Here is a 25962-nt window from a genome sequence, read left to right on the forward strand (position 1 = left end):
TTTTTCCTACTCAAACTTCGGGTCTTCAAAAGGCTTCAGTCACCCCTGTTTCATCTTGCATTTGCCCCGCCCGCGGGCGCCTGTTCTCACGTTCCGAACTGACAACGTGTTCTTCTGAACATTGAGAACCGCAGCATACAGTCCATCCATTGTCATCCGGGCGTTGCTCACCGGAATATCCTTCACCCGCCAATCCAGATCGTATGACACCTCGTTTCGCTGCTCGACCTTGACTTGAAGCGGCTCGCCCACCTGCCTGTGAATATACCGATCATACACGCGCGCGCTTTTTTCTTCGTTGTCCCACATGACGAGGACCCGCGGCGCAATCCAGCCGTTGTTAGTGAACACCTTAATCTCACAATCATAGACTGTTTCGGCAGAAGCCATCTGGCTTGAAATGCTAACGGCGGCTGCAATCGCAGAAAGTGCAATACGTTTCATCAGTTACTTCTCCGAATTCATCCCGGAGTTGATTGCAACCGATGCGGGGAAACGCAAGCGTTTTCCGGCGTCATCAGGACACATTTGATGTAGACGAGGTCCCGGTGCGGCACAATCCCGGCAAGTCCAGAGGCCGGAAAGCTTTCAGTTCAGCCGCCGTTCTGCGCCAGCAGCGACAGGCCTTGATCCAGTTGGCAACGGCCGCTGCCGCGCGGCAGCTTTCCGTCCAGGTCTTTCCAGACCGCCTGGATGCTCATCTTTAGATTGGAGGTGTTCAGAATGGCCCGGAACCGCGGCCAGGGCCGTCCGGGATCACCGGACACGGCGAGGCCCGGCATGGTCCAGCTCAGCGCGTAGGAGGTGCCGCTGTGCTGTGCCACCCTGGCCTTGACCGGGACGCCAAAGGCGGCTTCGCTGACCTCGGCATGGCTGAAATCATCAGTGAATTTCAAACTCACCAGGCTGGGGATCCAGGCCGTTCCGGAAATTGGCTTCAGGCTGCAATTAAAGCTGGGGCCCGCCACCGCGCCCGCCCCGCCGAGCGTTAAAATCAGTGCAAAGACCCCGCATAGCCGCAGACCCATGGGCAGCTCCCTGTAACATCGTCACGAAGCCACCTCCCCCCAAGGAACCAGCTCAAATTAAACCGCTTGCAGTTATTGCAAAAGGGATCTGCCTGGAACCGGCACCACAAAAAACAGTGCCCCGGAAGATCTCCAGGGCACCGTAAATGACGCGCAAAGGCGTCACAAGCAGAAAGCGAGTGAAAATTTTAGTAAACACCCACTTTACTTTGCGGATGCGCCGCCGTGCTCAGCAGTTTGAACACATATTCACCCACCGAGCGGAAGCAGATGATGTAAAAGCTGCCGTCCTCGTTCAACCAGAAGGCGCCGGCCACCTGTGCCAGGCGCGAGCGGCGGAACTGACCGGGCTTGAAGGCCGCGGCGTCGAAATCCACCGGGCTTACCTTGCCCAGCACTTCGCGCGCGCCTTCGCCTGTCAGGCGGAAGAATGCGCGGGCGTCGGAGACGTTCGCCGCGAGCGCGTGCTCGCCCTTCAGCGCTTCCGCCACTTCAGCGGTTTTGGCAACCGCATCCTCATAGGGGACCAGCAGCAGCAGTTCGTCCGGGGACATCCAGGCAGCGGCGCCGTTTTCGGCAACGGTGATGGTGCCCTGGGCCGGAACCTCGGCGCCGGTGGCGGCTTTGACAGCCGCCTTCAGCGCTTTGGAGCCCTGATCGCCGCGCAGGGTGATCATGCCCTGCAGACCGGCATCCTCGACGGTGGCCAGACCCGAGAAACGGGCGCCGTTCAGTACGGAAACAGCCTTAGACATTCTGCTTCTCTCCATCCTTATCGTAGAAGACCGGATCAACGATCTTGGCTTTGTAGGTCTTGCCGTCAGTGCCCGGGAACTCGATCACTTCGCCCATCCGCTTGGGACCGTGCTTGACCAGGCCCATTGCGATGCCGCGGCCTAGGGTCGCGGAGTGATAGGTCGAGGTCACCCGGCCGATCATGTTGCGCTGGCCGTTGGCGTTGACGCCTTCACCCACCGCATAGGCGCCGTCCGGCAGAACCGAACCGTCGACGGTTTCCAGGCCAACCAGCTGCCAGCGCTCAGGATCGACCATGTGCGAACGCTGCTGCGCGCGCTTGCCCAGATAGTCTTCCTTCTTCTTCGACAGCGCCCAGTGCAGCCCCAGATCCTGCGGGATCACGGTGCCATCGGTCTCGTCGCCGATCATGATGAAGCCCTTCTCGGCCCGCAGGATGTGCAGGGTCTCGGTGCCGTAAGGCATGACGCCGAATTCCTTGCCCGCTTCCATCAGCGCATCCCAGAACGCCTGGCCCTCGGAGGCCGCAACCGCGATCTCGTAGGACAGCTCGCCCGAGAACGAGATCCGGTAAGCCCGGGCGTCAAACTCGCCGATCTTGCCGTCACGCCATTCCATGAAGGGCAGCGCCTCTTTGCTGACATCCATGCCGCCGCCTGCTGCCGCGTTCAGCTTCTCCAGCACCTTGCGGGCGTTCGGGCCGACCACTGCGATCTGGGCATACTGCTCAGTCACGTTGGCGACGTAGACCTTCATGTCCCACCATTCGGTCTGCAGCCACTCTTCCATCCAGCCGTGGATGCGCTCGGCACCGCCGGTGGTGGTGTGGCACAGGAAGGTGTCCTCGTCGATGCGGGCAACCACGCCGTCGTCCATCAGGAAGCCGTTCTCGGTGCACATCAGGCCATAGCGGCATTTGCCCGGCTTCAGCGTGGACATCATGTTGGTGTACAGCATGTCCAGGAACTTGCCTGCGTCAGGACCTTTGACCACCAGCTTGCCGAGGGTCGAGGCATCCAGCAGGCCGAGGTTCTCGCGGGTGTTTTTCACCTCGCGGTTCACCGCGGCATGACGGTCCTCGCCCGGCTTGTTGATGGAAAACGGACGGCGCCACTGGCCAACCGGTTCCCAATCCGCACCGTTCTTGTCGAACCAGTCGTAGATCGGCGTCTTGCGCACAGGCTGGAAGATCTCGGCCCGTGCCTCACCGGCGATCGCGCCCAGCGAGATCGGGTGGTACGGCGGACGGAAGGTGGTGGTGCCAACCTGCGGGATTTCCGAGTTCAGGCTGTCGGCCAGAATGGCCAGGCCGTTGATGTTCGAGAGTTTGCCCTGGTCGGTGGCCATACCCAGCGTGGTGTAACGCTTGGTGTGCTCGACGCTCTCGTAGCCTTCGCGTGCAGCCAGCTGCACGTCCGACACTTTCACGTCGTTCTGATAGTCCAGCCAGGACTTCATGCGCAGCTTGATGTCTGCCTTGGCGGGCATCAGCCAAACCGCTTCCATACGGGCTTCATCCTCGGATTCACCCTTGGCAGCCGCCACGGACTTCGCCGGGAAGCCAGCTGCTTCGGCCGCCTTGGCGCCAGCCGCGGCTGCGTCTTCCAGCAGCGCACCCAAGCCGAACTCGCCGTTTGCGGCACCGGTCGGAACCACAAAGCCTTCGCCATTGTCGCCCAGCGGCGGACGGGAGGCATCGGGGCGGAAGTTGGCGTTCACCTCGTCCCAGATCAGCTTGCCGCCGCAATGGGACCACAGGTGGACCACCGGCGACCAGCCGCCGGACATGGCAACCGCGTCAGCCTGCACGGTCTCGCGCGCACCGCCTTCGCCGTTCTGGGCGCAGATGGAGACCTCGGTCACGCATTTGCCGTCCTTCACCTTGGCGATGGCACGGCCCAGCTCAACCCGGATACCCTTTTCGCGAACCGCTTCCATCAGCGCGCCGCCGCCGGTTTCGCGGGTGTCGACCACGCGGACCACTTCGACGCCTGCGTCATGCAGCACCAGCGCGGTGCGGTAGGCGTCGTCGTTGTTGGTGGCAATCACGACCTTCTGGCCGGGGTTGATGCCCCAGTTCACCACATAGTCGCGCATCGAGGCCGCCAGCATCACGCCGGGAACATCGTTGCCAGCAAAGGAGAGCGGTCGTTCGATCGCACCGGTTGCGGTGACGATCTGGCTCGCGCGGATCCGCCACAGACGGTGGCGCGGGCCACCCTGGCCCGGTGCGTGGTCGGTCAGGCGCTCATAGCCCAGGGCATAGCCGTGGTCATAGACCCCGGAACCCATGCAGCGGTCGCGCAGGGTAACATTGTCCATCGCCTTCAGCTCGGCCAGGGTCTTCTCGATCCAGACCTCGGGCGCCTCGCCGTCGATGGTGCCGCCGTCGACCGGCGCGCGGCCGCCCCAGTGGCTGTTCTGCTCCATCACCAGGACCTTGGCGCCGGAGGCCGCAGCCGCCTTGGCTGCCTGCAGGCCGGCAACGCCGCCGCCGATGACCAGCACATCTGCAAAGAAGTAGAAGTGCTCGTAGGTGTCAGCGTCCTTCAGCTCCTTGTCAGGGGCAGCGCCCAGACCGGCGGACTTCCGGATGATCGGCTCATAGACGTGCTTCCACAGCGGGCGCGGGTGGATGAACATCTTGTAGTAGAAGCCGGCAGTCAGAAAGCGCGACAGCTTGTTGTTCACCGCCAGAACGTCGAACTCCAGGCTCGGCCAGTGGTTCTGCGACTGTGCGGTCAGGCCCGAGAACAGCTCAGTGGTGGTGGCGCGCTGGTTCGGCTCGTAACGGTCGCCCACACCCAGCTGCATCAGCGCATTGGGCTCTTCCGAACCGGATGCGACAACGCCGCGCGGGCGGTGGTATTTGAACGAGCGGCCCATCATCACCTGGCCGTTGGCCAGCAGAGCGGACGCCAGGGTATCGCCGGCAAAACCCTGCATGGATTTGCCGTTGAAGGTGAAGGCGATCTGTTTGGAGCGGTCGATCAGCCGGCCGTGTTTGGCAAGACGCGTGCTCATGGGCGCAGACCTTTCAAGAGAAAAGCGGGTGTTTCAGTCAGGCGGAGGTTCATTTCTTCCCGTCCGCAAATTCGCGCCAGGTCCAGCCCGGGCGTTTGGCAGCGATCTTGTCCAGGATCTCCTGCGTCGGCACAGAGGTCTGTGCGGTGTAGGTACCGAACACCTCCAGCGTCATCGTGCAGCGGGCGGCGTGGAACCACTTGCCGCAGCCGTTGGCATGGCGCCAGCGTTCAAAGTGAACGCCTTTGGGGTTTTCGCGCATGAACAGGTAGTCATGGAACTCATCATCCGAGGAGCCGGGGCCAAAGCGCTTCAGATGCGCTTCGCCGCCCGCGGCCAGTTCGGTTTCTTCGGCTTTGACGCCGCAATAGGGGCATTCAAGGATCAGCATGGTGCTTGCTCCACAGTATTGAATTTTGCGGCGTTAGTGCGCCACACCGGCGGCGACGCTCTCGTCGATGAACTTGCCTTCTTTGAAGCGGTTGATCGAGAACTCCTCGGTCAGCGGCGAGTGGCCGGTGGCCATCAGCTCTGCCATCGCCCAGCCCGAACCCGGGATGGATTTAAAGCCGCCGGTGCCCCAGCCGCAGTTGATGAAGCAGTTCTGAACCGGGGTCTTGGAGATGATCGGCGAACGGTCGCCGGTCACATCCACGATACCGCCCCACTGGCGCAGCATCTTCAGACGGCTGACCATCGGGAAGGTTTCAACCAGGGCGCGCACGGTTTCCTCGATATGGTGGAAGCTGCCGCGCTGGGTATAGTTGTTGAACCCGTCGGTGCCGCCACCAATGACCATCTCGCCCTTGTCGGACTGGGACATGTAGCCGTGCACGGTGTTGGCCATCACAACCACATCCATGCAGGGTTTGATCGGCTCGGACACCATCGCCTGCAGGGCAACCGATTCCATCGGCAGACGGAAGCCCGCCATTTCCGACAGAACGGATGCGTTGCCCGCAACGATCATGCCGATCTTGTCGCAGTCGATCGGGCCTTTGGTGGTGTCGACACCCACGGTGCGGCCGTTCTCGGTGCGCACACCGGTGACTTCGCATTTCTGGATGATGTCCATGCCCATGTCGGAGCACGCACGGGCATAGCCCCAAGCTACGGCGTCGTGACGGGCGGTGCCGCCGCGTTCCTGCCACAGGCCGCCCAGCACGGGGTAGCGGGGACCGTGCAGGTTGATGATCGGCACGATCTCCTTGACCCGCTCCGGGGTGATCCACTCGGTCTGCACACCCTGCTGCTGGTTGGCATGCGCGGTGCGCTTGTAGCCGCGGATCTCATGCTCGGTCTGGGCCAGCATGATCACGCCGCGCGGGCTGAACATCACGTTGTAGTTCAGGTCCTGCGACATGGTCTCATACAGGCTGCGCGCCTTTTCATAGATCGCAGCCGAGGGATCCTGCAGGTAGTTCGAGCGGATGATGGTGGTGTTCCGGCCGGTGTTGCCGCCGCCAAGCCAGCCTTTCTCGATAATTGCGACATTGGTAATGCCGAAGTTCTTACCCAGGTAGTAGGCAGTGGCAAGGCCATGCCCGCCCGCACCCACGATGACGACATCGTAGTGGCGTTTGGGTTCCGGCGAGCGCCAGGCGCGCTCCCATCCGGTGTGATAGCGCAGGGCTTCCCGTGCGACAGCAAAGACTGAATAGCGTTTCATGAGCGAATCCGATGGTTCGTGTCTGTTAGCGGGTATGCCCGAAACGCATGGCTGACCAGTGCCGTTTATCGCCCTGTTTCTGCGTTATTGCGACATATCCAAATGACGCATTGCAGCATCCCGCGGCAGATTGGCCCTTTTGTTCGGCCCGCCCCGCATATAGATGAAAACCAAACTTCGGAGACGGCATGGTTTTCTGGACAGTCACCGCCCTTATCGCATTTGCGGCAGCGCTGCTGCTGGCAATGATCATCATCCGCGCCCGCGAGCAAGGCGAACCTGCCGCGGCTTACGACCTGCGCGTCTACCGCCAGCAATTGCGCGAAGTCGACAAGGATCTGGCCCGCGGCGTGATCAATCAGGCCGACGCCGAGCGCATCCGCACCGAAATCTCGCGCCGCATCCTGGCCGCTGATGCGCAGCTGCAAAAGCGCAAGTCCGGCCCCGCCCAGCCCCGCGCCCTGTCGCTGGGATTCGCGATCGCCACCGCGCTGCTGATCACCGGCGGCACCCTGGGCCTTTACTGGCAGCTGGGCGCGCCGGGCTATGGTGATCTGGGCCTGCAGGACCGTATCCGGATGGCCGGTGAGCGCGCCGAAAACCGCCCCTCGCAGGCAGAGGCCGAGGCCGAGGTTCCGGCAATCGGGAACCCGCAGGTGGAAGAAAGCTACGTCAAACTGGTCGAACAGCTGCGCAAGACCGCAGGCGAGCGCGAAGACGACGCCCAGGGCCAGGCCCTGCTGGCCCAGCACGAGGCCAACCTCGGCAACTTCAAGGCCGCCTATGAGGCCAAGACCAACTACATCCGGCTGGCCGGGGGCCAAGTGAACGCCCGCGACTTCACCGAACTGGCCGAATTGAAGATCATGGCGGCCGGCGGCTATGTCTCCCCCGAGGCGCAGACCGATCTCCAAAAAGCCCGCGCGATCGACCCCAGCCACGGCCCGGCCCGATACTACTGGGGCCTGATGCTGGGTCAGATCGGCCGCCCCGACCTCGCCTACCGCGAATGGGCCGCCACCCTGCGCGACGGCCCGGCGGACGCACCCTGGGTCAAGGGCATTCAGGGCCAGATCGAGGAGATGGCCTTCCGGGCCGGTGTCGAATACCGCCCGATCACCCCCGGCGGCGGCACCGCCCCCGCCCTGCCCGGCCCAAGCGCCGAGGAGATGTCCTCTGCCAGTGAACTGAGTGCCGAGGAGCAGCAGGAGATGATCCGCGGCATGGTCACCCGCCTGTCGGACCGCCTGGCGACCGAGGGCGGCAGCGCCGAGGAATGGGCCCGCCTGATCGGCGCCCTTTCCGTGCTGGGCGAAACCGAACGCGCCCGCACCGTCTACGACGAGGCCAGCGGCGCCTTTGCCGGTAACACCGGCGCACTGGAACTGCTGGACACAATCGCCGCCCAATCCGGAATTGCCGAATGATCCACGACGCTTTCGAAGACTTCGCCGCCGCCCTGCCGCCGATGAACGCGCTGATGGGGCTGGACCTAGGCACCAAGACCATCGGCGTCGCCGTTTCCGACCGCATCGGCGCGGTGGCGACGCCTCTGGAAACCGTGAAGCGCAAGAAATTCTCGCTGGACGCCGCACGCCTGCTGGAAATTGTCCAGCAGCGCGACATCAGCGGCATCCTTTTGGGCCTGCCCCGCAACATGGACGGCACTGAGGGCCCCCGCTGCCAGTCCACCCGCGCCTTTGCCCGCAATCTGGCGCAGCTCACCGATCTGCCGATCTCTTTCTGGGACGAGCGTCTCAGCACCGTGGCGGCAGAAAAAGCGCTTCTTGAGGCGGATACGACACGCAAACGCCGCGCGGAGGTTATCGACCACGTCGCGGCCTCCTATATCTTGCAAGGCGCATTGGACCGGATGCGGCATTTGAAGAACGGGTGAGAGATGACTGACGACGTTTGGAAACGGGACGAGATCCAATCCCCCTGCATCAAGATCTGCGTCGTCCATCCCGAGGCCCGCATCTGCACCGGCTGCTACCGCTCCATCGACGAGATCCGCGACTGGTCGAAGATGACTAACGAGGAGCGCGCCGGCATCATGAACGACCTGCCGGAGCGCGCCAGCAAACTGGTCAAACGCCGCGGCGGCCGCGGCGCGAGGCTCAAACGCAGTTAACGCGGCGCGCGGCGGCGTAAGCTTTTGTCAATCATGCGGAATAAGCACTGACCCAATGTTTCGCGCGCGAAACATTTAGGCAGGGGTACTGACCTATCATGAGAAAGCCTACGCCAGCCTGGCTGGAAGGGCAGACTATAGCCGTTTGCCTACGGCGTGTACTAGGCTAGAGACAAGCCGGGTGGCTCTGATCACTTAAGTTCGAAAAATTCAGCGCATAGGTCATATGTTTTGACCCTGCGCTCTAGATCGCTAACCCCTAACTGTAGTTCTTCATAGCGCAGAAGAGAGGCTTCAACGACAAGCTCAACATCTGTTGAGATTCGAACTTTTGTCAGCTCCTCAATTTGGGCCAAAGTAGCCTCTTCTCTCTGCAAGAGCGGACCAAACTTGTACATAAGTTCTGCAGCCTGCTGACATTTTTGTTCACTTGCAGACGCGACAGATGAAGTTATTGCAAGAACAATCGGTACGAAAACTCTCTTCCTAAAAACCTCAGAAGCCCTGTTGGTAAGTAAAAAACAGAAAGACGGCCTACCCCTCCGCCAGCCACCCTTTAGTCCAATCCGCCAGTTCCGGGCGGAAATAGGCGATCATCCTACCCTCTTCCGGCGCGGACGCCCCTTCGCCCCAGGGCGCAACCCCGTGCAGGCATAGCCGGTGCATCAGATAGGACTCACCGGGTTTGGCGGGCACCGTGATCCGCGGGCAGGTTTCAAACACCTCGGCGCGTGCGGCGGTATAGGCATCCGTCACATCCACATCCGTCCAGTCGGCCTGCGGCACCCCCTCAAAGGCGGCGGCAAAGGCGCGGCGCATGATATGGTGGCTGCCCTCCCAGATCACCAGGGGCGAAGAGCCGGGGCTGCTTTCATTGAGCGGTACCCCAAGCACCCAGGCATGCGGCTCCTCCACCTTGCGGCGGCGGTGCTCGCCGTACATCTTGACCCCGTCCACATGAGCCGCGTCGCGTTTGACACGGTAGCGGAAGGCGGCCTCGCCCTCGCCCGGGCGCGGGCGCGGATAGCCGGGAAAGACCGAGGACACCTGCGCCCGGTGCAAGTCCGGAATGGGCCCGAGATGATGCGTGATGAAATCGACAGGCGCGCCGGCCAGCGGCGGCCCATCAGGCAAACGCCCTGTGGCATCATTCGGCAGCGCATCAACACCGATGAACCAGGTCCGCTCGCATTGGAACCACTCGGCGCAGGCCGGGTCGTCCAGCGACCGGATACCGTGGCGCAAAGCATCCGCCGCCCAGGCGGCCACTTGCGGGTCATGGGCAAAGCGCACCCAGCCCCTGTCCTGAAACTGTTCGATCTGTTCCAGCATGACGTCCTCTTAGTATCCAAAGGCCTTGCGCAGCATGTTCAGCGCCACCAGCACCAGGAAGGCCCCAAACACGCGTTTCAGCGGTTTCGGGTCCATCGCATGGGCCAGCTTCACGCCCCAGGGCGCGGTGATCAGCGTCATCGCAATCACGATGAAGAACGCCACCAGATTGACTGCGCCGATGGTGAAGGGAGGCCGCGCCGACGGGTCTATCTCCAGCAGCAGAAAGCCGGCTACCGAGGGCACCGCAATGATCACGCCGAACCCGGCGGCCGTCGCCACCGCCCGGTGCACCGCGACCCCGTGCAGGGTCATCAGCGGCACCCCGAAGCTGCCGCCGCCAATCCCCATCAGCACCGACAGGAACCCGACCGCAGGCGACAGCGCCATCCGCTTGGCGCCCTTGGGCATGGCTTCGGCCAGCCGCCACTCGGACCGGCCCAGCCCCAGGTAGCAGCCAATGACCAGCGCCAGTCCGCCAAACACCCCCTGAAGCACGGTGGAGCGCAGGGTGGAGGCCGCCAGCACGCCGACAATGGCGCCAAGTGCAATGCCAATGCCCCAGCCGCGCAGGATATCCCAATCCACCGCGCCCTTCTTGTTGTGGCTCATGACAGAGCGCACCGAGGTCACGATGATCGTCGCCAGCGAGGTCGCCAGGCAGATCTGCATCAGCTGATCGCCGCCATAGCCCAGCGTCTGGAAGGCATAGAAGAAGGCCGGCACCAGCACGATGCCGCCGCCAACCCCCAGAAGCCCAGCCAGCACACCTGCAAAGGCGCCGATCACCACCAGAAGCCCCGCCATCTGCATCAGAAGTGCAGGCTCCGCCAGCAGGGCCGCGGTCACGGCAGGATCGGTCATCAGGGGTACCTCCGGCTTTGGTTCACCGGCAAAGGGTTAGCGGCGGTTCCCCGCCTGCACAAGGCACTAGCGTGTGAGGCGCCGCGTCACGCCGCCGCGCGGCTCTCCACCTGCGCCAGCGCATCCAGCACCAGCCCCGGGCCTGCGCCGGCCCGGCAGGCGCCCTCGGACAGCATCCGCCGCCACTGCCGCGCACCCGGCTTGCCCGCAAACAGCCCCAGCATGTGGCGGGTGATCTGGTTGAGCTTGGCGCCATCGCTCAGCCGCGCCTCGATATAAGGCAGCATCTGCCGCACTGCATCGCCCGCGTCACTCACTGCGCCGGTGCCGTAAATCTCAGGATCCGCTGCACAGAGCACATCGGCAGGCTGGTGATAGGCCGCCCGCCCCACCATCACCCCGTCCAGGCCGCGCTCCAGATGCGCCTTGGCCTCAGCCAATGTGGCGATGCCGCCGTTGATCGAGATATGCAGGTCCGGAAACGCCGCCTTCATCCGGTGCACCAGATCATAATCCAGCGGCGGGATGTCCCGGTTCTCCTTGGGCGACAGCCCCTGCAGCCAGGCCTTGCGCGCGTGGGTCGTCACCCGCCGACAGCCCGCGGCGCGAACCTTTTCCAGGAAGTCCGGAAGCACTTCTTCCGGTTCCTGCTCATCCACCCCGATGCGGCATTTGACGGTCACCTCAACGTCCACCGCCTCGCGCATCGCTGCCACGCAGTCCGCGACCAGCTCCGGCGTCTGCATCAGCACCGCCCCGAAGGCGCCGGATTGCACCCGGTCGCTGGGGCAGCCGCAGTTGAGGTTGATCTCATCATAGCCGGCCTCCGCCCCCAGCCGCGCCGCCTCTGCCAGCTCCTCCGGGTCCGAGCCGCCCAGCTGCAGCGCCACCGGGTGTTCGCCGACATTGAACTCCAGCAAATGCAGCGCCCCGCCCCGCACCAGCGCCGGCGCGGTCACCATCTCGGTGTACAGCAGCGCCTCGCGGCTCAGCAGCCGGTGCAGATAGCGGCAGTGCCGGTCGGTCCAGTCCATCATCGGTGCAATGGATAGGCGTGCCGCCCGCCTCACCTCCGAAAACCCTGATTTTTCTTGGTTTTTCGAATCCACCATCTTCACCGTTTTCCTCGTTTTGGCCCGATTCAGCCCCGTTTTCGGATGCGGTGCTACAGAATGTAGCACCGACGGCGCCGTGTAGCACTTTTTTCGCCCCAAGTTCCAGCACTCCGGTTCGAGCACTGCTGGGCTGCCATCCTCCTCTATCAGTTCTGCTCTATTCGGCTCGATCACCCCCGATTTGGGTTTCAAACCTAGTCCAACCCGCTTCCGAAAAATTCAAACGATCAGATGTCCCGGCCATGGAAAACCCGTGACTGAAAGGAAATCCCATGGGAACTATCACAGAACGCCTCAAGACCAATGGCAAACCGAGCTTCACCGCCCAGATCCGCAAGAAGAAAAACGGCAAGGTCATCCTCAACCTGGTCGATACATTCGCCTCAAGACGGGCCGCGGAAAACTGGATGAAGCGTCGTGAAGACGCATTGGAAAAGCCCGGAGGCTTGGAGAGCGCCGTGAATGCGAAGGTGTTGAGAAGGATAGGACACCATCACCGGCTTCACTGAAAACTCGCAATTCTTCAAGCTTGTCTTCAGGCACACACGCCATCAACATATGAAGGTTCTCACGGCCTGCCCCGTGTGGATCATGTTCGTGTCTATTTGCGACAACTACATTGTGCTCAACCCCCTTTCCCACGGGCTCAAGCATACTGCGCAAAAGGGCCGGCAAGAGGTTATCGGGGATTGGAAAATCGTTCAGATAGTTATTAGGCAAAGATCTGTTTCCTTTGAGCAGGCAATGCTACACATACAGAGACTGTATACCTCTAAACTTCTACAGTGCTACAAGCGGTGCTACATATTCCCCCCAAGCCTCAAAAGCTCAACAAAACAAGGCGTTTCAGAAAGCGTCGCTCCCATCCATCATCGGCGCAATGGAGAGACGCGCGGCCCGATGCAGGTTTTTCAGTGATTTTCCAGACACTTAAACGTTACTCCGAGAGAGGCAATCCCTGACTTAGCACATAAAACCAAGATTTATTAGCCACTATATCTGGTAGGGACAACTGAAGCCGTCCCGAAATGTTCGGAGTTGTTCCGCCTGTCAGTCCAATAGGGAATGGGACGGACATGGAGCACCTAAGTCTTGATCAAGCATCGCCGCCCAAACCCTACTCTCGCAAAAGGCCATCGCCCAGGCTCAGGACACGGTCCTTTTCATAGCCAGAACATGACAGTTGCAGCGAGCGCGATGGCCGAGAGAACGTTTTTTGGGCATCTGTCATGGCGAGTGGCGACGCGCCGCCAGTCATTGAGCCTTCCTAACATGATCCCGATCCGGTTGCGACGCTTGTATCGAAGCCTGTCGTGCCACACAGTGGTATTGTTCTGATTCCGCCTCGGGGGCAGGCTCGTATCTCCTTGTCTTTCAGAGCTTCTCAGAACCAGTCGGCGTCGTAGCCACGGTCTCCGAGCAACCAGCTGACCTTTGGCAGGCTGTTCAGCAAAGCCTTTGCGCCAATGTAATCGCTAGCCTGTCCGGCAGTGACGAAGAGCCTGATCAGGCGGCCAGCACTGTCACGGACAGCATGCAGTTTTGTGTTCATGCCACCCTTGGCGCGTCCAATCAGACGCCCACGCCCACCTTTTTGACGCCCATGCTGATCACGGTGCCCGTGTGCTTTGAGGTAAGTTGCTTCAATCCTAACGGTCTTTTCTTCACCTTGTTCCACAGCCAAGCCCGCCATCATCAGCGTTAAGATGCCCTTGTCGTTCCATCGTTTACAGCAATTACAGAGCGTTCACCGGGCTTTCACCGCCCCGCAGGGGCGACGTTCCCGCTTCGCTGTGGGGACCATATTTTCTTGGCGCGTCCCGCCAGCGCCGCCCATTGCAATTAGTGAGGATAATCCCACTGAAGACTCGCCGGTCATCGACGCAGCGATTGCCATAGGGCTGCGGCGAACAGGGTTCGAGATGCACCTTCTGCGCATCGGCCAGACATATAGCAGCTCGTTTTCCGATCGATGAGTAACGCCGCCGACCGGAAATCAATGGGTCCTTCTCTATTCGGCGTTCTTTGGTCAAGCGCCATCGAGCAGTCATTCGCGGCAGGACTTCAGGTCTTTCGCGGGCCCTTGCTTCTCTTCGGGATCGGCACGCTGGCCCTCCCATCATGGGATTAGAAGAGTGAAGCGGTCCAATCTGACTCGCGGCCTGGCAGCCATGATGCTGCCGGAACTGGACCCATTGCGAACTCGCCTCACCCATCGTCCCGCGAAGGACGTCTTCCCACCTGCGGTGGAACTCTAACTCCTTTCCGGGTCGATCACATTGCGATGGCTCCCTCCCGCGACCAGCGGAACTCGCTGCCATCGACCCACATCCTGTGCATGATCACCGAAAGGCGCCGCGCCAAAGCCACGACGGCCTTCTTGAAGCCACTACGCTTCGCGACGCCCACGGCCCAAGCTTTTAGCCATGACCACTTCTTCACCCTGGTCAGCATGGATTGCGCGGCCTCGTACAGCAAGGCTCGCATCATTCCGTCGCCACACAAGGACACCCGGCCGACGCGCTGACTTTCTCCGGACTGTTTTAGGACCGGTGTCAGCCCTAACACCGGCCCAACCGCTCGCGACCTTCGAAAGCGCGCCGGGATATCAATGGTGCTGACGAAGGCAAGCGAAGTCACCGCGCCAACACCTGGGACCGTCATCAGGCGCATGCAAACGGCGTCTCCCGTCGCGATTTCCACAACCTCGCGGTGCAGTTTGGCGAAGCCCTCACGGAGCTTGCGCCTTGCCGCGAGTAAGACGCTGATCACCTTCTCCAGTTCTGGCAGTTCCGCGATGAGTTCCAAGGCGCGGGCTTCGAACTTCCCTCTGCCAACGATGCCGACCTTGAGCCCGAAGTTGCGCAGCAAGCCGCGAATATCATTCTCGACAGCAATCGCCTTCTCTTGCAGGAGCTTCCGGGCTCGCAGCAGGGCTCGGCGCTGCTGGCTTTCCCGGGTCTTCACATGCACCGGACGGTATAGGTTGACCCGCATCATCTGCGCGATCCCACGCGCATCATTGCGGTCGGTCTTGTTCACCTGCGCCTTGAGGAAGGCCTTCGCGTGGCGTGTCTCGATACAAATCACCGGAAGCCCCGTGCGCGCCAGCCCTTCGAACAGCCATTGCGACAGCGGACCGGCTTCCAACCCAACCCGCTCGAAATGGACCCCGATGCCGCTCAAGGCCAGAGAGAGCTCCTCGGGGTGGCTCGCAATCTTCATTTCTGAGCAGACTTGGCCGTCGTCGTCGACAACACAAATGGCGGTTTCTTTTACTGATACATCCAATCCGGCATAATGCTTCATGCTGCGTCTCCTTCCCTGATGCTTGTGGCTGCTTCACACAGACCACGTATTATCATCAGCTCGAGACGCAGCACCTACCGGAGACCGAGGCTGGAAGTGGGGCGCAAGCCGAATACCCCATCTGACCCTAGCCATGATCGCCGCCGAACCACACAGGCGTGTTGTGTTGAGATCATTGCGCATCAAGAAAAAAGTGCGGTCCGCACCTGCCGTCCTCTGACAAGTCACCCAACCCGCAGCGGTTTCCGTTTGCGCCCCCAGTCGCCGGGCGGCCCTTCAAATACGCCGGGTAAAACGGTGCCGCAGTTCCGGCACTGCCCCTCATCCGTCAGGTTCCATTGCAAAAGCTGATACCAGTCGCGGCCGATCACCAGTCCGCCGCAACCCGAGCAATAGCTCGACTGCCCCTCCTCGTGGTGGGTGTTGCCGACATAGACGTGCCGCACGCCGGCTGCCCTGGCGATTTCTTGCGCCCGCAACAGGGTCGCCTGCGGCGTCGGCGGCACGTCCGACATCCGGTAGTCCGGATGAAAGGCCGAAAAGTGCAACGGCACGTCCGGCCCGAGCTTATCAACCACCCATTCGGACATCTCCGCCAGTTCCGCGTCGCTGTCATTGCAGCCGGGGATCAGCAGCGTCGTCAATTCCACCCAGCAGCCGGTTTCCTTCACGGCATATTCGATGGTCTCCAGCACGGGCGCGAGGTGCGAGGCGGTGAGTTTCCAATAAAATTCTTCGGTGAAAGCCTTCAGGTCGATGTTCGCCGCATCCATGTTCGCAAAGAACTCTTCGCGCGGTTCGGGCGTTATGTAGCCGGCCGTGACCGCCACGCTGCGGATGCCTTTTTCGTGACAAGCCTGCGCGATGTCGACGGCGTATTCGTGAAAGATCACCGGATCGTTGTAGGTATAGGCGACCGAGGCCGCACCGGCCCTGTCTGCCGCATCGGCAATCATTTCCGGCGTGGCATAGTCCGACAGGCTTGCGACCTCGCGGCTCTTCGATATGTCGTGGTTCTGGCAAAACTTGCAGGCGAGGTTGCATCCCGCCGTGCCAAAACTCAGTACCGGCGTCCCCGGCAGGAAATGGTTCAGCGGTTTTTTCTCGATCGGGTCGATGCAGAAGCCCGAGGAGCGGTTGTAGGTATCCAGCACAATACGCTGGCCCTCGCGTTTTCGCACAAAGCACAAGCCGCGCTGCCCCGGCTTAAGAGCGCAAAAGCGCGGGCACAGCTCGCAAACGAGCCTGTCATCCTCGGGTCGGCCAGACCAATAACGCGCGGTTTTCACGGGCGGCCTCTCCGTTTTCTGGTGGATATTTCCTATATAGTAACAAATCACAGGCGTAGGAGGGGCACCGCAAAAGGGGCGGGACAATGTCTGAACGCAGTTGCCGTTTCGCCGGCACGTTCTTTACCGCTGACGGTGACCAGCTCTCAGCGGAGGTCGGGGCATTCCTCGAGGCAGCGGCGCAGACTGGCCAGGCTGGGGAGGCCGCGGCGCGGGCCATTGTTGCCCCGCATGCCGGTTACCGGTTTTCCGGCAGCCTGGCCGGGCTGTCCTATGGTGCAGTGACCTGGTCCCCGAAGCGTGTCGTGGTGTTAGGGCCGTCGCACCGGCACTGGTTTCACGGCCTCGCTTTCCCGTCTCAGGACAGATTCTCAACCCCGCTTGGCGTGCTCGCAATCGACCGGCCCGCCTGTGAGGAGCTGGCGGTGGCCGGGTTGGCGCATGACGAAGATGCGGCGCATGACAACGAACACGCAATCGAAACCCAATTGCCTTTTGTCCGGACACTCTGGCCGGATGCGCAGATCGTCCCGCTGGTCTGCGGCGATGTGCCGGCCGGGCAGGCCGCCGCGGCAATTGATGTGCTTGCCGGGCCTGAGACACTATTTGTCCTTTCCTCTGATCTCAGCCATTTCCTGAGCCGGAGCGCGGCACGGGAAAGAGACGCCGAAACCGCGCGTCTGCTGGAGAACGGCTTAGCGGAGGAATTGACACCTTACCATGCTTGCGGCGCCAAGTGCCTGCAGGGCTGGCTCCTGTCCCATGCGGGCCAAGGAACCAAGACGCTGCGGCTTGGCATGGGGGACAGCGCATCGGAGACAGGCGATACGTCCAGCGTCGTCGGTTATGGCGCCTGGGCCTTTTATCCGATGGACGTGGCAATGCTGAGCGGCAAATCCCGGGCCGAGTTGCTGGACGTGGCGCGCGGCGCCATTTCCAAGCGCCTGGGAACGCAGCACGAAGCGGAGGCCCTGCCGGACGCAGCGTCAGCCCCGTTGCAGACGTTTGCTGCCAGTTTTGTGACACTCACCTGCGGCGGCGAGTTGCGCGGCTGCGTCGGCACGCTGGAAGCGCGCCGGTCCCTGGCGGAGGACGTGGCGGAGAATGCGCTTGGTGCAGGATTCCGGGATCCGCGGTTCTCGCCTGTAACGGCCGGAGAACTGCGCGAGATCAGGATCGAGATTACAGTGCTGAGCAGAGCCCAGGAGATAGAGTTCTCCAGCGAGGAAGAGGCAATCTCCCGGATTGATCCGGGACGGGACGGATTGATCCTTTCCGTTGGCAGGCACCGGGCAACCTTCCTGCCCAAAGTCTGGGAGGGCCTCAGCGAGCCGCACGCCTTTGTTGAGGGTTTGAAGCGCAAGGCGGGTTTGCCCCGAGACTACTGGGCCGGGAACATCTCCCTGCAACGGTTCCAGGTGGAGAATTTCGCGGAAACCCTGGCGGGTTCCTGAGAGTCCATTCGCAATGAGCCGCAACAGTTTGGATGTCAGATGAGCATTCCTGTCCAACCCCGGCTGATCAATGATCCCACTGGTGATCCCGGCTTGTACCTCGATTTCCGTTTCGGGCGCCGCGCGATGCTGTTCGATCTCGGGGACACGGCGCCGCTTTCCCCGCGCGAACTTCTGCGGGTATCCCATGTTTTCATTAGCCACGCCCACATGGACCATATCGCCGGCCTCGACCGGTTGCTGCGCCTTCGCCTGCATCGTCCGCGCCCGTTGCTGATGCTCGGGCCTCCGGGGTTCGTGAGGCAAATGCAAAGCCGCCTCAACTCCTTCACCTGGAATCTCCTGGACGAGACCGCCGTGGACTTTCGCCTGACGGTTCAGTCCTTTGACGGCGAACGCGTCACCAAGATGGCTGAGTTCCGGGCCCGGGAGCGTTTCGCCCGGCGGGAATTGCCGCTGCCGGACATGGCGCCGGGCCGGGTTCTGTCTGAACCGGCGTTCGAGATCCGTGCGGCCGCCCTGGATCATGGCATACCGTCGCTGGCATTTGCCTTTCTCGAACGCGACCGCGTCAACGTCTGGCGCAACGGGCTTGCGGAACTGGGGCTGCCGGTTGGCCCCTGGATCAATGCCGCCAAGCAGGCCATTCGCGACAATCTGCCGGACCACACCGTCATCTTAGTGCCAGGTGCCGGGACGGTCACCCTTGGCGCGCTGCGGTCCCGCGCGTTCCGAACAGGCAAAGGCCAGCATATCGCCTATGTGACCGACGCCGCCGATACCGGACCGAACCGGTCCCGCATCATCGGGCTCGCCCGCGCAGCCGACCAGCTGTTCATTGAGGCTGCCTTCTTCGAAGCCGACCGCCCGGTTGCCGCGGCGACTAGCCACCTTACAGCGCGGGCCGCAGGCGAGATCGCCAGAGAAGCTGGCGCCAAACGCGCAATCCCATTTCATTTCTCGGCGCGGTATGGAGCAGACTCCGCAAGCCTCGCCACCGAATTTCACGCTGCATTCGCCGCGCCCTGATCCATGCCGGCGCAAAGAACGCAAATTCTTCAGTTTCTTCTCAACGCACGCCTTCCGCATTGTCATCAGTTAGTCCACACACCTTTCCATCGAAGTCTTTCGCAACCTGTGAACGTGGCATTGGATTGGGGCTCTGAGCAGAGAACAGGCAATTCTGCATCTGTAAACCGCGTGAATTCGGGTGCGAACACGTCGGGTTCAAAGTCGACCCTTGCTGCAACAACCGTGAACCTCGGCTCCGGGCCGTTCGAGCTCCTCTTAAACCAAGAGCGGAAGGCGGCCGTCCGCTGCAGGTGCCTTTCAAGCAAATCTCTTGAGATCTGCGGGCATCGACTGGTGTCTCCGAGTCATGATGTGGCAGGCGGTATTACTGGCAATTTGCTGGACGCTTTCATCTCTTTCAGAGAAAGGTTCGAACGAATGCTGGTCACTCCCGGCAGGCGGCGCAGGGTGCTGTCGACGAAGGTGCTGTAATCGTCCAGATCCCGGGCCACGACGATCAGCAGGAAATCGTCCGCGCCTGTCGTGTTGTGACAGGCAAGAATGTTCGGGGTCGTCTCAACGATCCGCTGGAATTCTGCCGTGGCAGCCTGATCGTGTTCCGAACAGCGGAGCTGCACAAATGCCATGACACCCAGTCCCAGCTTGCGGCGGTTCAGGTTCGCTTGGTAGCCCTCTATGATGCCGCTTTCCTCCAGCCGTTTCAGGCGGCGCCAGCAGGGCGTTTCGCTCATGCCCAGGTTCTCGGACAGCTTCGCATTGGTCATACGGCCGTCGTTTTGCAGCAGGGACAGGATCTGGGCATTTACGGCATCAACGTCAGGCAAGGGCAGAAACCTTTCGAGAACTGCAGGTCGGGAGGGGTTCCCACTCAAAATTATGATATTTTGTGCACGATTGGCAAAGTTGTTTCCACGCTGAACGCTATGATCTTCTCAGATCAAAACCGAAACGGAAAGACACTGCCATGAAAGCTGTCCTGTTTGAAAAGTTCCAAGAAGCACCCAAGCTGGTCACGGTTGAAGACCCGAGCCCCCAAGCGCATGGTGTCGTGTTGAAGGTCGCAGCTACAGGTGTCTGCCGCAGCGACTGGCATGGATGGATGGGGCACGACAGCGACATCGACCTGCCGCATGTTCCGGGACATGAACTGGCGGGCGTGGTCGAGGCGGTGGGCAAGGATGTTACCAACTGGAAGGTTGGGGACAAGGTCACGGTGCCCTTTATCTGCGGCTGCGGAAGCTGTTCCGAATGCCACGCCGGCCACCAGCAGGTGTGTCTGCACCAGGAGCAACCCGGCTTCACCCACTGGGGCTCGTTTGCAGAGTATGTCGGCATTCACCAGGCCGATCTGAACCTCGTGGCGCTGCCTGAGAGCATGGACTTTGCGACCGCCGCCAGCCTCGGGTGCCGGTTCGCGACATCCTTCCGTGCGGTGATCGATCAGGGCAAGGTGCGCGCGGGCCAGTGGGTGGCCGTGCATGGCTGCGGCGGTGTAGGGCTGTCGGCCGTCATGATCGCGGCAGCTGCCGGGGCCAATGTGATCGGCGTGGATCTCGATCCGGCCAAACTGAACCTCGCGAAAGACCTCGGTGCTGACGTTGTCATCAACGGGGGCGAGGCCGATGTTCCCGCGGCGATCAAGGAGATCACGCGGGGCGGCGCGCACGTCTCGCTCGATGCGCTTGGCCATCCGGTGACCATGACCAACTCCATCCTTTGCCTGCGGCCGCGGGGAAAACATATCCAGGTCGGGCTGATGCTCGGCGAACACGCCGCGCCCTCCGTGCCGATGCCCAAGATCGTGGGGCAGGAGATTGAGCTGCTCGGCTCGCACGGCATGCAGGCGCACCGCTATGGCGCGATGCTGGACATGGTCGCCAGCGGCAAGCTCGATCCGGCGCGGCTGGTGGGCGACCAAATTAGCCTTGCGGATGCGCCCGAGGCCCTGATGAGCATGGACAAATTCCAGTCCGTCGGCGCCACAGTGATCACCCGGTTCTGAGCTATGGGCGGGATTGCTTTCATCTGAAGTTGAAACATGGCTGCCGCGATTGATGGCAGGCTTACTGCCAATGGCGCGCGCCCTGAAGAGATTACTGTCGTTTTTGCCAATGCAGACAAGCGCGCGAGCTGCAGTCGAGCTATAGTGTGGCGGTTTCCGACGACCGGGTCAGCGGCTACGACTCTGGCGGCACCATTGTTCTGGCCGTAAAGCCACAGGTCGTGCCCGCTTTGGGAACGTAGATCGACAGGCCTTAGGGAGAATCTGGTCATTAGCATTGCCGCGGGTGTTACTATTGCAACGCTCGAAGACCTATTCGGCCCCGCCGCCATCGCGCGCGCGATGGCTAACACGCCGGCCCTTCTGGGTCTTGGGACGACTTGGCTCTATATAAATGCTCGGACCACTCCTGTACAAAAGGCCGTGGCCAAATCCATCATCGAGACCTTCGGCATCTGCGTCGAAGAGGAGAGGGAAGAGCTCTTGGACGCCATCACGGCGGTTTCGGAAAGCGGTCCGGCCTATTACTTTCTGATGATCGAAGAGATGATTAGCCCCGGGACCTCTCTTGGCCTCCTACCCGATGTTACGAAAGCCCCGACCTTGCAGACCGCTCTTGGCGCCCCCAATAGACAGCAAAATGCGATGCAGCCCCAGAAGTTCTGCACGCGTGCGAATTCCCTGCATGGCACACCGCTACCGCAATCGTTTTGTTGCAGGACAGAGGCTTGCTCGCAGAAGGATGGCTCGAAGGAATTCTGGTTACAAAAGGATCGACCCGGCAGATCATCCTGGAAGCCTTACGGGCTCTCCGGGAGCGTGAGGGCCTCGTGGGCATCGACCACGATCTGATCGAGCTCATGGGAGAGCAAATCCGCAAAACGCTGAATGAAATCCGCAACGGCAAAGGCGATGCCGCGATTTCGCAAAATGTGGATACGGATTGGGAACAAGAACAAAAGGTCATCGAGTACGTGAACCTGGCTTGCCGCTGGAAACTATTCAAAGCCGCCAAGATCGCACTGTATGACAAACTGGCCGCCATCCGCGACGCAGATGCCCTTCTGGCCAAAGTCCTGTGAGATGTTAACGGAATGGCCGGGACTTTTCGCACGGTCCCGGCACATTCATTTGGAGACCAAACAGAAGTTTTGCAATCTCGAACAAGCGTGGCCTGGCTTTCCAATCAGGTAAGGACGGCTACTGTGCGTGTGCTGCACGAACAATTTGAACCCGAAAAATTTCGCAAAATCAAGGCAATACACTTAGTCGCACAAGTCCATCATCGGTGCGGCGCTCAAACGCGCGGCCTGGTGCAAGGGGCCAAAATCTCTCATGCCGCGCCATATAGGCCCTGCGCCGCCATCCGCCAAGCCGATCTGCTTCGGAGCCGCCTTCTTGTGAGCACAGGCAGCCGGGGACCGACGGCGGGATCAGGCAAAACCGCCGAGGGGCCCCGCCCGAAGGCGGGGATGCGGCTGTTTTGCTTGGGGCCGGCGGCTGGCGCTGGCAGCCAGGGATCATGCGGGAGCGGCTCCGGCGCGTGTATCTGCTTTGGTGAGCCCTGAGCGCCCTATCCGGCCAAGGACGGCAGGTAGAGCACAATCCCCGGGAAGGCGACCAACAGGGCAATCGTCACCGCATCTGCAACGAAGAACGGTGTCACCCCGCGGAACACATCCTGCACGCTGAGGTCAGGGCGCACGCCTGCCACCACGAAACAGTTGAGCCCGATCGGCGGGGTGATCAGGCAGAACTCGGCCATCTTCACCACCAGGATGCCGAACCAGATCGCGCACATGGTGCCGCTCATGCCAAAGGCGCTGTCGGCTGCGGCAACGCTCTCGCCGCCGTTCAGCGCCATCACCGCCGGATAGACCACCGGCAGGGTCAGCAGCAGCATGCCGATGGCGTCCATGAACATCCCCAGCACCGCATAGGCCAGCAGGATGCAGATCAGGATCAGCATCGGCGACATCTCCAGCGAGGTGATCCAATCCGAGAACGCGCCCGGCAGATCCGCAAAGCCGAGGAAGCGCACGTAGATCAGCACCCCCCAGATGATGGTGAAGATCATCACCGTCAGCTTGGCGGTCTCCAAGAGCGCCGACTTCAGCTCCGCCCATTTCATCCCCTCCTTCAGCGCATAAAGGAAGACGATGAAGGCGCCGATGGCGCCGCCTTCGGTAGGGGTGCCCCAGGCGTCGCCGCCAAAGGGGTTGTAGACAAAGCAGATGATGATCAGCACCACCAGAACGATCGGCAGCGCCCCCGGCAGCGCCGCAAACCGCTGGCCCCAGGTGAAGCCCTTGACCGGCGGACCGACGGTTTTGAAGATCACCGCGATGCCGACGATCAGCAGCCCGTAGACCACCGCCGAGAAGGCGCCCGGGATGAAACCCGCCAGCAGCAGCTTGCCCACATCCTGTTCGACGATGATCGCGTAAATGACCAGGATGGCAGAGGGCGGGATCAGCGACGCCAGGGTGCCGCCCGCCGCGACCACCCCTGCGGCAAAGCGCTTGTCATAACCGATCTCCAGCATCTCCGGGATGGCGATGCGGGCAAAGACAGCTGAGGTGGCCACGGACGCGCCCGACACCGCGGCAAAACCCGCGGTGGCAAACACGGTGGAGACAGCCAGCCCGCCCGGCAGCCAGGCGATCCAGCGTTTGGCGGCCACAAAAAGCGCCCGCGTGAGCCCTGCATAATACGCGAGATAACCGATCAGGATGAAGGTGGGGATCAGGCTGAGCGCCTGGCTGGAGACCTTGGAATGCGGCACCTGGCCCGCGGTCTTGACCGCGATGGTCAGCGCCTTGCCGAACCGCCCCGGATCATAGCCGAACTTGGCCCAGAAGATCCAGATCAGGCCCGCAAGCCCCGCAAGACCGGCGGCAAAGGCCACCCGCATCCCCAGCACCACCATCGCCAGCAGGCCGCCCGTGACCCACAGGCCGATTTCAATCGGTTCCATCCGCCTTACCCCTGCCCGCTGCCGTTTGTGTCATGGCCGGCCAGCTGGTCCGCCTCAGCTGCCGCCTGCTCTGCCGCGCTCTGGATCAGCGGCACCGCTACCGGCGCTTCCAGCCCCAGCACCAGCGCCCGCCCGTAGCCCCAGACCTGCAGCATCAGCCGCAGGGCCAGCACCGCAAAGGCCACCGGCGCCAGCAGCTTGGCGGGCCAGATCGGCAGGCCGATGTCGATGGAGCTGTCGCGGCTCCACAGCGGCGCAGCGAAGTCGAAGGAGCGCAGGAAATGCGACCAGCTGCCCCAGACCAGCGCCAGGATCAGCAACAGGATAAGCACCACCGAGACCAGCTCAAACAGCCACAGCGCGCGGCCCCTCAGGGCGCCGATGAAGATGTCCATGCGGATGTGGCCGCCCTGACGCTGCACATAGGCAATGCCCATGAAGGCGATCAGCGGCATGATCTGCTCGATCCAGTCGACATAGCCGGGCAAGGGCGCATTGGCCGCGTTACGCCCGCCAACCGAAACCACCGCCAGGATCATCAGCGAGAACACCGCCAAACCGCTCAGCAGTGCCAGCAATTGCTCCGCTTTCAGCAATCTTCGGTCCAGCCTGCTGATCAGGCTGCCATCCTCCAGCACCGCCGCGCTGCCTGCCATGCCCTGCCCCCGTCATTTCCGTATCGCCAAAGACAGAAAGGGCCGGTGCTGTCCTGCCCGGCCCCTTCCAGTTCTATCAGCCTCAGCTGCCCGAGCGCACGTCGCTCAGGGTTTTCTGCACCAGGTCATAGAGCTCCTGCGCGGGCAGGCCTTGCGCGCTCATGTCCTCGATCCACTTGGCGCGGATCGGATCGGCGGCCACCTTGCGGAACTCGGCCAGCTGCTCGTCGGAAATCATCACCTTCTCGACGCCCTTCTCTTCCAGAACGCCATCCCACTTGGTCAGCAGTGCGCTGTAGTTCTCCAGATAATGGGCAATCGCTTCCTCCACCGAGCTGTCCAGCGCCTCGCGCTCGGCATCGCTCAGGGCATCATAGGCATCGGTGTTGACCACCACCGGGCAGTTCACGGTGCCGGGGTTCAGGTTCGCGGTCCACCAGTCGGCCTTGTTGATGGTGCCGAAGCTGAGATGCGCGTGCTGGGCAAAGGCGACTGTGTCGACGACGCCGGATTCCATCGCATTGTAGGCCTCGGTGGCGGTCACCGAGGTCGGCACTGCGCCCACGGCGGAGAACGCCTGGCCGATGCCGCCGGTGGCGCGCACCCGCATGTCCTTGAACTCGGCCAGCTCGTCGCGCGGCTCGCCGGTGCCGACGATATTGTACTGCGGCATCGGCGAGGTCATCAGCAGCTTGGCGTTCCAGCGCGCCAGATCCGCCTGCACCGCCGGATGGGCATAGACCGCATGGGACACTGCCACCTCTTCTTCCAGCGTGTTCACGCCCAGGAACGGCAGCTCCAGCACGGTGATGGTCGGGTTCTTGTCGCGGTGGTAGCCGGCGCAGAACTGCGCCATCTCAAAAGCGCCGATGGAGATGCCGTCGAGGTTTTCCTTGTTCTTCGACAGCCCGCCATAGCTGATGTTCAGGGTGAACTCGCCGCCGGTTTTCTCGGAAACCAGCTCCGCCAGTTTCTCCACATGTTCGGTAAAGGCCCGGCGCTTGCCCCACAGGGACACGTTCCACTCGGTGGCCGCGGCCTCCCCGGCGATGGCAAAACCCGCAGCAGCCGCCACGGCGGCAGTCAGAAATCTGTTCATGATGTAACTCTCCCGAATTGCGCCCTTGTGACTGCCGGCAAACGGAAATCCGGCCTGGACGCTTGCCAGTCAGGCTAGCGGCAGGGATGCGCCCTGCCAAGCCCCCCGGCTGCAAAGATGACGCAGCGACTCGCGCGGCGCGGCTGGCGCCTTCTCCGCCCCTGGGCACAATATGCCGCAGGCGGCTGGCCGCCCCGCCCTGCGGCAGGACGCCGCCCCCGG

Annotated in this window: 23 protein-coding genes and 2 pseudogenes; 9 read left to right on the plus strand and 16 right to left on the minus strand. The window is 62.0% G+C overall.

The window, feature by feature from the left end; translation table 11 throughout:
* Nucleotides 1-39: 39 nt before the first annotated feature.
* From AC58NV_RS03450 to AC58NV_RS03475, 6 genes are all read right to left on the minus strand, one after another.
* On the minus strand, nucleotides 40-444 hold the full coding sequence (locus AC58NV_RS03450) for a hypothetical protein (RefSeq protein WP_497225893.1): 405 nt from the start codon (nucleotides 442-444) through the stop codon (nucleotides 40-42).
* A 149-nt stretch (nucleotides 445-593) separates the two neighbouring features.
* Nucleotides 594-902 carry a hypothetical protein gene (locus tag AC58NV_RS03455; RefSeq protein ID WP_497225894.1) on the minus strand — a complete coding sequence of 103 codons (309 nt, stop codon included), beginning with the start codon at nucleotides 900-902 and terminating at the stop codon, nucleotides 594-596.
* Between the two features lie 314 nt (nucleotides 903-1216).
* Nucleotides 1217-1783, minus strand: a complete 567-nt coding sequence (locus AC58NV_RS03460; protein ID WP_497225895.1) for a sarcosine oxidase subunit gamma — start codon at nucleotides 1781-1783, stop codon at nucleotides 1217-1219.
* Nucleotides 1776-4808, minus strand: coding sequence for a sarcosine oxidase subunit alpha family protein (locus AC58NV_RS03465; protein ID WP_497225896.1), 3033 nt, complete (start codon nucleotides 4806-4808; stop codon nucleotides 1776-1778). Before AC58NV_RS03465 ends, AC58NV_RS03460 begins: the two co-directional genes overlap by 8 nt.
* A 49-nt stretch (nucleotides 4809-4857) precedes the next feature.
* A complete protein-coding gene (locus AC58NV_RS03470; protein WP_039169867.1) occupies nucleotides 4858-5199 on the minus strand; it encodes a sarcosine oxidase subunit delta in 342 nt (113 codons plus the stop codon).
* A gap of 33 nt (nucleotides 5200-5232) precedes the next feature.
* The gene (locus AC58NV_RS03475) at nucleotides 5233-6477 is read right to left on the minus strand and encodes a sarcosine oxidase subunit beta family protein (RefSeq protein ID WP_174144566.1); all 1245 of its coding nucleotides are present in this window, start codon (nucleotides 6475-6477) and stop codon (nucleotides 5233-5235) included.
* A 188-nt stretch (nucleotides 6478-6665) separates the two neighbouring features.
* Between AC58NV_RS03475 and ccmI the strand changes: the two genes are divergently transcribed.
* Genes ccmI through AC58NV_RS03490 form a run of 3 tightly spaced genes read left to right on the plus strand, consistent with a single transcriptional unit; the run spans nucleotide 6666 to nucleotide 8611 of the window.
* The gene (ccmI, locus tag AC58NV_RS03480; RefSeq protein WP_497225897.1) at nucleotides 6666-7904 is read left to right on the plus strand and encodes a c-type cytochrome biogenesis protein CcmI; all 1239 of its coding nucleotides are present in this window, start codon (nucleotides 6666-6668) and stop codon (nucleotides 7902-7904) included.
* The gene (gene ruvX / locus AC58NV_RS03485; RefSeq protein WP_497225898.1) at nucleotides 7901-8374 is read left to right on the plus strand and encodes a Holliday junction resolvase RuvX; all 474 of its coding nucleotides are present in this window, start codon (nucleotides 7901-7903) and stop codon (nucleotides 8372-8374) included. Before ccmI ends, ruvX begins: the two co-directional genes overlap by 4 nt.
* Nucleotides 8375-8377: 3 nt before the next feature.
* Nucleotides 8378-8611, plus strand: coding sequence for a DUF1289 domain-containing protein (locus AC58NV_RS03490; RefSeq protein WP_019295422.1), 234 nt, complete (start codon nucleotides 8378-8380; stop codon nucleotides 8609-8611).
* A 534-nt stretch (nucleotides 8612-9145) separates the two neighbouring features.
* On the opposite strand, the gene AC58NV_RS03495 is transcribed toward AC58NV_RS03490, so the two are convergent.
* The 3 genes from AC58NV_RS03495 to dusA form a co-directional block, all read right to left on the minus strand.
* The gene (locus AC58NV_RS03495; RefSeq protein ID WP_497225899.1) at nucleotides 9146-9943 is read right to left on the minus strand and encodes a hypothetical protein; all 798 of its coding nucleotides are present in this window, start codon (nucleotides 9941-9943) and stop codon (nucleotides 9146-9148) included.
* A gap of 9 nt (nucleotides 9944-9952) precedes the next feature.
* Nucleotides 9953-10807: a sulfite exporter TauE/SafE family protein gene (locus tag AC58NV_RS03500; RefSeq protein ID WP_497225900.1), complete on the minus strand. Its 855-nt coding sequence runs from the start codon at nucleotides 10805-10807 to the stop codon at nucleotides 9953-9955.
* An 86-nt stretch (nucleotides 10808-10893) separates the two neighbouring features.
* Nucleotides 10894-11919 (minus strand): tRNA dihydrouridine(20/20a) synthase DusA, encoded by a 1026-nt coding sequence (gene dusA, locus AC58NV_RS03505; RefSeq protein ID WP_497225901.1) that lies wholly within the window; start codon nucleotides 11917-11919, stop codon nucleotides 10894-10896.
* 275 nt (nucleotides 11920-12194) lie between these two features.
* Between dusA and AC58NV_RS03510 the strand changes: the two genes are divergently transcribed.
* Complete coding sequence (locus AC58NV_RS03510) at nucleotides 12195-12431, plus strand: hypothetical protein (RefSeq protein ID WP_497225902.1); 237 nt, start codon at nucleotides 12195-12197, stop codon at nucleotides 12429-12431.
* A 654-nt stretch (nucleotides 12432-13085) separates the two neighbouring features.
* Here the strand turns inward: AC58NV_RS03510 and AC58NV_RS03515 are convergent.
* The 3 genes and pseudogenes from AC58NV_RS03515 to amrS form a co-directional block, all read right to left on the minus strand.
* Nucleotides 13086-13874 (minus strand): annotated as a pseudogene (locus AC58NV_RS03515) (IS5 family transposase).
* A gap of 322 nt (nucleotides 13875-14196) precedes the next feature.
* A complete protein-coding gene (locus tag AC58NV_RS03520; protein WP_174147242.1) occupies nucleotides 14197-15231 on the minus strand; it encodes an IS110 family RNA-guided transposase in 1035 nt (344 codons plus the stop codon).
* A 224-nt stretch (nucleotides 15232-15455) separates the two neighbouring features.
* A complete protein-coding gene (amrS, locus tag AC58NV_RS03525) occupies nucleotides 15456-16520 on the minus strand; it encodes an AmmeMemoRadiSam system radical SAM enzyme (RefSeq protein ID WP_497225903.1) in 1065 nt (354 codons plus the stop codon).
* Between the two features lie 86 nt (nucleotides 16521-16606).
* Here amrS and amrB point away from each other — a divergent pair, with 86 nt between their 5' ends.
* Complete coding sequence (gene amrB, locus AC58NV_RS03530) at nucleotides 16607-17974, plus strand: AmmeMemoRadiSam system protein B (RefSeq protein ID WP_497225904.1); 1368 nt, start codon at nucleotides 16607-16609, stop codon at nucleotides 17972-17974.
* 39 nt (nucleotides 17975-18013) lie between these two features.
* On the plus strand, nucleotides 18014-19003 hold the full coding sequence (locus AC58NV_RS03535; RefSeq protein ID WP_497225905.1) for an MBL fold metallo-hydrolase: 990 nt from the start codon (nucleotides 18014-18016) through the stop codon (nucleotides 19001-19003).
* Nucleotides 19004-19350: 347 nt separating this feature from the next.
* Here AC58NV_RS03535 and AC58NV_RS03540 read toward each other — a convergent pair whose 3' ends face one another.
* Nucleotides 19351-19830 carry an Lrp/AsnC family transcriptional regulator gene (locus AC58NV_RS03540; RefSeq protein WP_497225906.1) on the minus strand — a complete coding sequence of 160 codons (480 nt, stop codon included), beginning with the start codon at nucleotides 19828-19830 and terminating at the stop codon, nucleotides 19351-19353.
* 140 nt (nucleotides 19831-19970) lie between these two features.
* Here AC58NV_RS03540 and AC58NV_RS03545 point away from each other — a divergent pair, with 140 nt between their 5' ends.
* The 3 genes and pseudogenes from AC58NV_RS03545 to AC58NV_RS03555 all read left to right on the plus strand — a co-directional run bounded on the left by AC58NV_RS03545 (nucleotide 19971) and on the right by AC58NV_RS03555 (nucleotide 22090).
* Entirely contained in the window at nucleotides 19971-21008 is a 1038-nt protein-coding gene (locus AC58NV_RS03545; protein WP_497225907.1) for a zinc-dependent alcohol dehydrogenase family protein, read from the plus strand.
* A gap of 342 nt (nucleotides 21009-21350) precedes the next feature.
* Nucleotides 21351-21689, plus strand: a pseudogene (locus tag AC58NV_RS03550) (pyrroline-5-carboxylate reductase dimerization domain-containing protein); the annotation flags it as partial.
* A gap of 47 nt (nucleotides 21690-21736) precedes the next feature.
* On the plus strand, nucleotides 21737-22090 hold the full coding sequence (locus AC58NV_RS03555) for a hypothetical protein (RefSeq protein ID WP_497226401.1): 354 nt from the start codon (nucleotides 21737-21739) through the stop codon (nucleotides 22088-22090).
* Nucleotides 22091-22581: 491 nt separating this feature from the next.
* Here AC58NV_RS03555 and AC58NV_RS03560 read toward each other — a convergent pair whose 3' ends face one another.
* From AC58NV_RS03560 to AC58NV_RS03570, 3 genes are all read right to left on the minus strand, one after another.
* Nucleotides 22582-23985, minus strand: a complete 1404-nt coding sequence (locus AC58NV_RS03560; RefSeq protein WP_497225908.1) for a TRAP transporter large permease — start codon at nucleotides 23983-23985, stop codon at nucleotides 22582-22584.
* Between the two features lie 5 nt (nucleotides 23986-23990).
* Entirely contained in the window at nucleotides 23991-24641 is a 651-nt protein-coding gene (locus tag AC58NV_RS03565; RefSeq protein WP_497225909.1) for a TRAP transporter small permease subunit, read from the minus strand.
* An 82-nt stretch (nucleotides 24642-24723) separates the two neighbouring features.
* Nucleotides 24724-25740: a C4-dicarboxylate TRAP transporter substrate-binding protein gene (locus AC58NV_RS03570; protein WP_497225910.1), complete on the minus strand. Its 1017-nt coding sequence runs from the start codon at nucleotides 25738-25740 to the stop codon at nucleotides 24724-24726.
* Nucleotides 25741-25962 lie beyond the last annotated feature (222 nt).

It is taken from the genome of Leisingera sp. ANG49 (genome assembly GCF_059694505.1).

Coding starts and splice junctions, on each gene's coding strand:
- AC58NV_RS03450 (WP_497225893.1), bottom strand. CDS start 444: ATGAAACGTATTGCACTTTCTGCGATTGCAGCCGCCGTTAGCATTTCA.
- AC58NV_RS03460 (WP_497225895.1), bottom strand. CDS start 1,783: ATGTCTAAGGCTGTTTCCGTACTGAACGGCGCCCGTTTCTCGGGTCTG.
- AC58NV_RS03465 (WP_497225896.1), bottom strand. CDS start 4,808: ATGAGCACGCGTCTTGCCAAACACGGCCGGCTGATCGACCGCTCCAAA.
- AC58NV_RS03470 (WP_039169867.1), bottom strand. CDS start 5,199: ATGCTGATCCTTGAATGCCCCTATTGCGGCGTCAAAGCCGAAGAAACC.
- AC58NV_RS03475 (WP_174144566.1), bottom strand. CDS start 6,477: ATGAAACGCTATTCAGTCTTTGCTGTCGCACGGGAAGCCCTGCGCTAT.
- ccmI (WP_497225897.1), top strand. CDS start 6,666: ATGGTTTTCTGGACAGTCACCGCCCTTATCGCATTTGCGGCAGCGCTG.
- ruvX (WP_497225898.1), top strand. CDS start 7,901: ATGATCCACGACGCTTTCGAAGACTTCGCCGCCGCCCTGCCGCCGATG.
- AC58NV_RS03490 (WP_019295422.1), top strand. CDS start 8,378: ATGACTGACGACGTTTGGAAACGGGACGAGATCCAATCCCCCTGCATC.
- AC58NV_RS03495 (WP_497225899.1), bottom strand. CDS start 9,943: ATGCTGGAACAGATCGAACAGTTTCAGGACAGGGGCTGGGTGCGCTTT.
- AC58NV_RS03500 (WP_497225900.1), bottom strand. CDS start 10,807: ATGACCGATCCTGCCGTGACCGCGGCCCTGCTGGCGGAGCCTGCACTT.
- dusA (WP_497225901.1), bottom strand. CDS start 11,919: ATGGTGGATTCGAAAAACCAAGAAAAATCAGGGTTTTCGGAGGTGAGG.
- AC58NV_RS03510 (WP_497225902.1), top strand. CDS start 12,195: ATGGGAACTATCACAGAACGCCTCAAGACCAATGGCAAACCGAGCTTC.
- AC58NV_RS03520 (WP_174147242.1), bottom strand. CDS start 15,231: ATGAAGCATTATGCCGGATTGGATGTATCAGTAAAAGAAACCGCCATT.
- amrB (WP_497225904.1), top strand. CDS start 16,607: ATGTCTGAACGCAGTTGCCGTTTCGCCGGCACGTTCTTTACCGCTGAC.
- AC58NV_RS03535 (WP_497225905.1), top strand. CDS start 18,014: ATGAGCATTCCTGTCCAACCCCGGCTGATCAATGATCCCACTGGTGAT.
- AC58NV_RS03545 (WP_497225907.1), top strand. CDS start 19,971: ATGAAAGCTGTCCTGTTTGAAAAGTTCCAAGAAGCACCCAAGCTGGTC.
- AC58NV_RS03560 (WP_497225908.1), bottom strand. CDS start 23,985: ATGGAACCGATTGAAATCGGCCTGTGGGTCACGGGCGGCCTGCTGGCG.
- AC58NV_RS03565 (WP_497225909.1), bottom strand. CDS start 24,641: ATGGCAGGCAGCGCGGCGGTGCTGGAGGATGGCAGCCTGATCAGCAGG.
- AC58NV_RS03570 (WP_497225910.1), bottom strand. CDS start 25,740: ATGAACAGATTTCTGACTGCCGCCGTGGCGGCTGCTGCGGGTTTTGCC.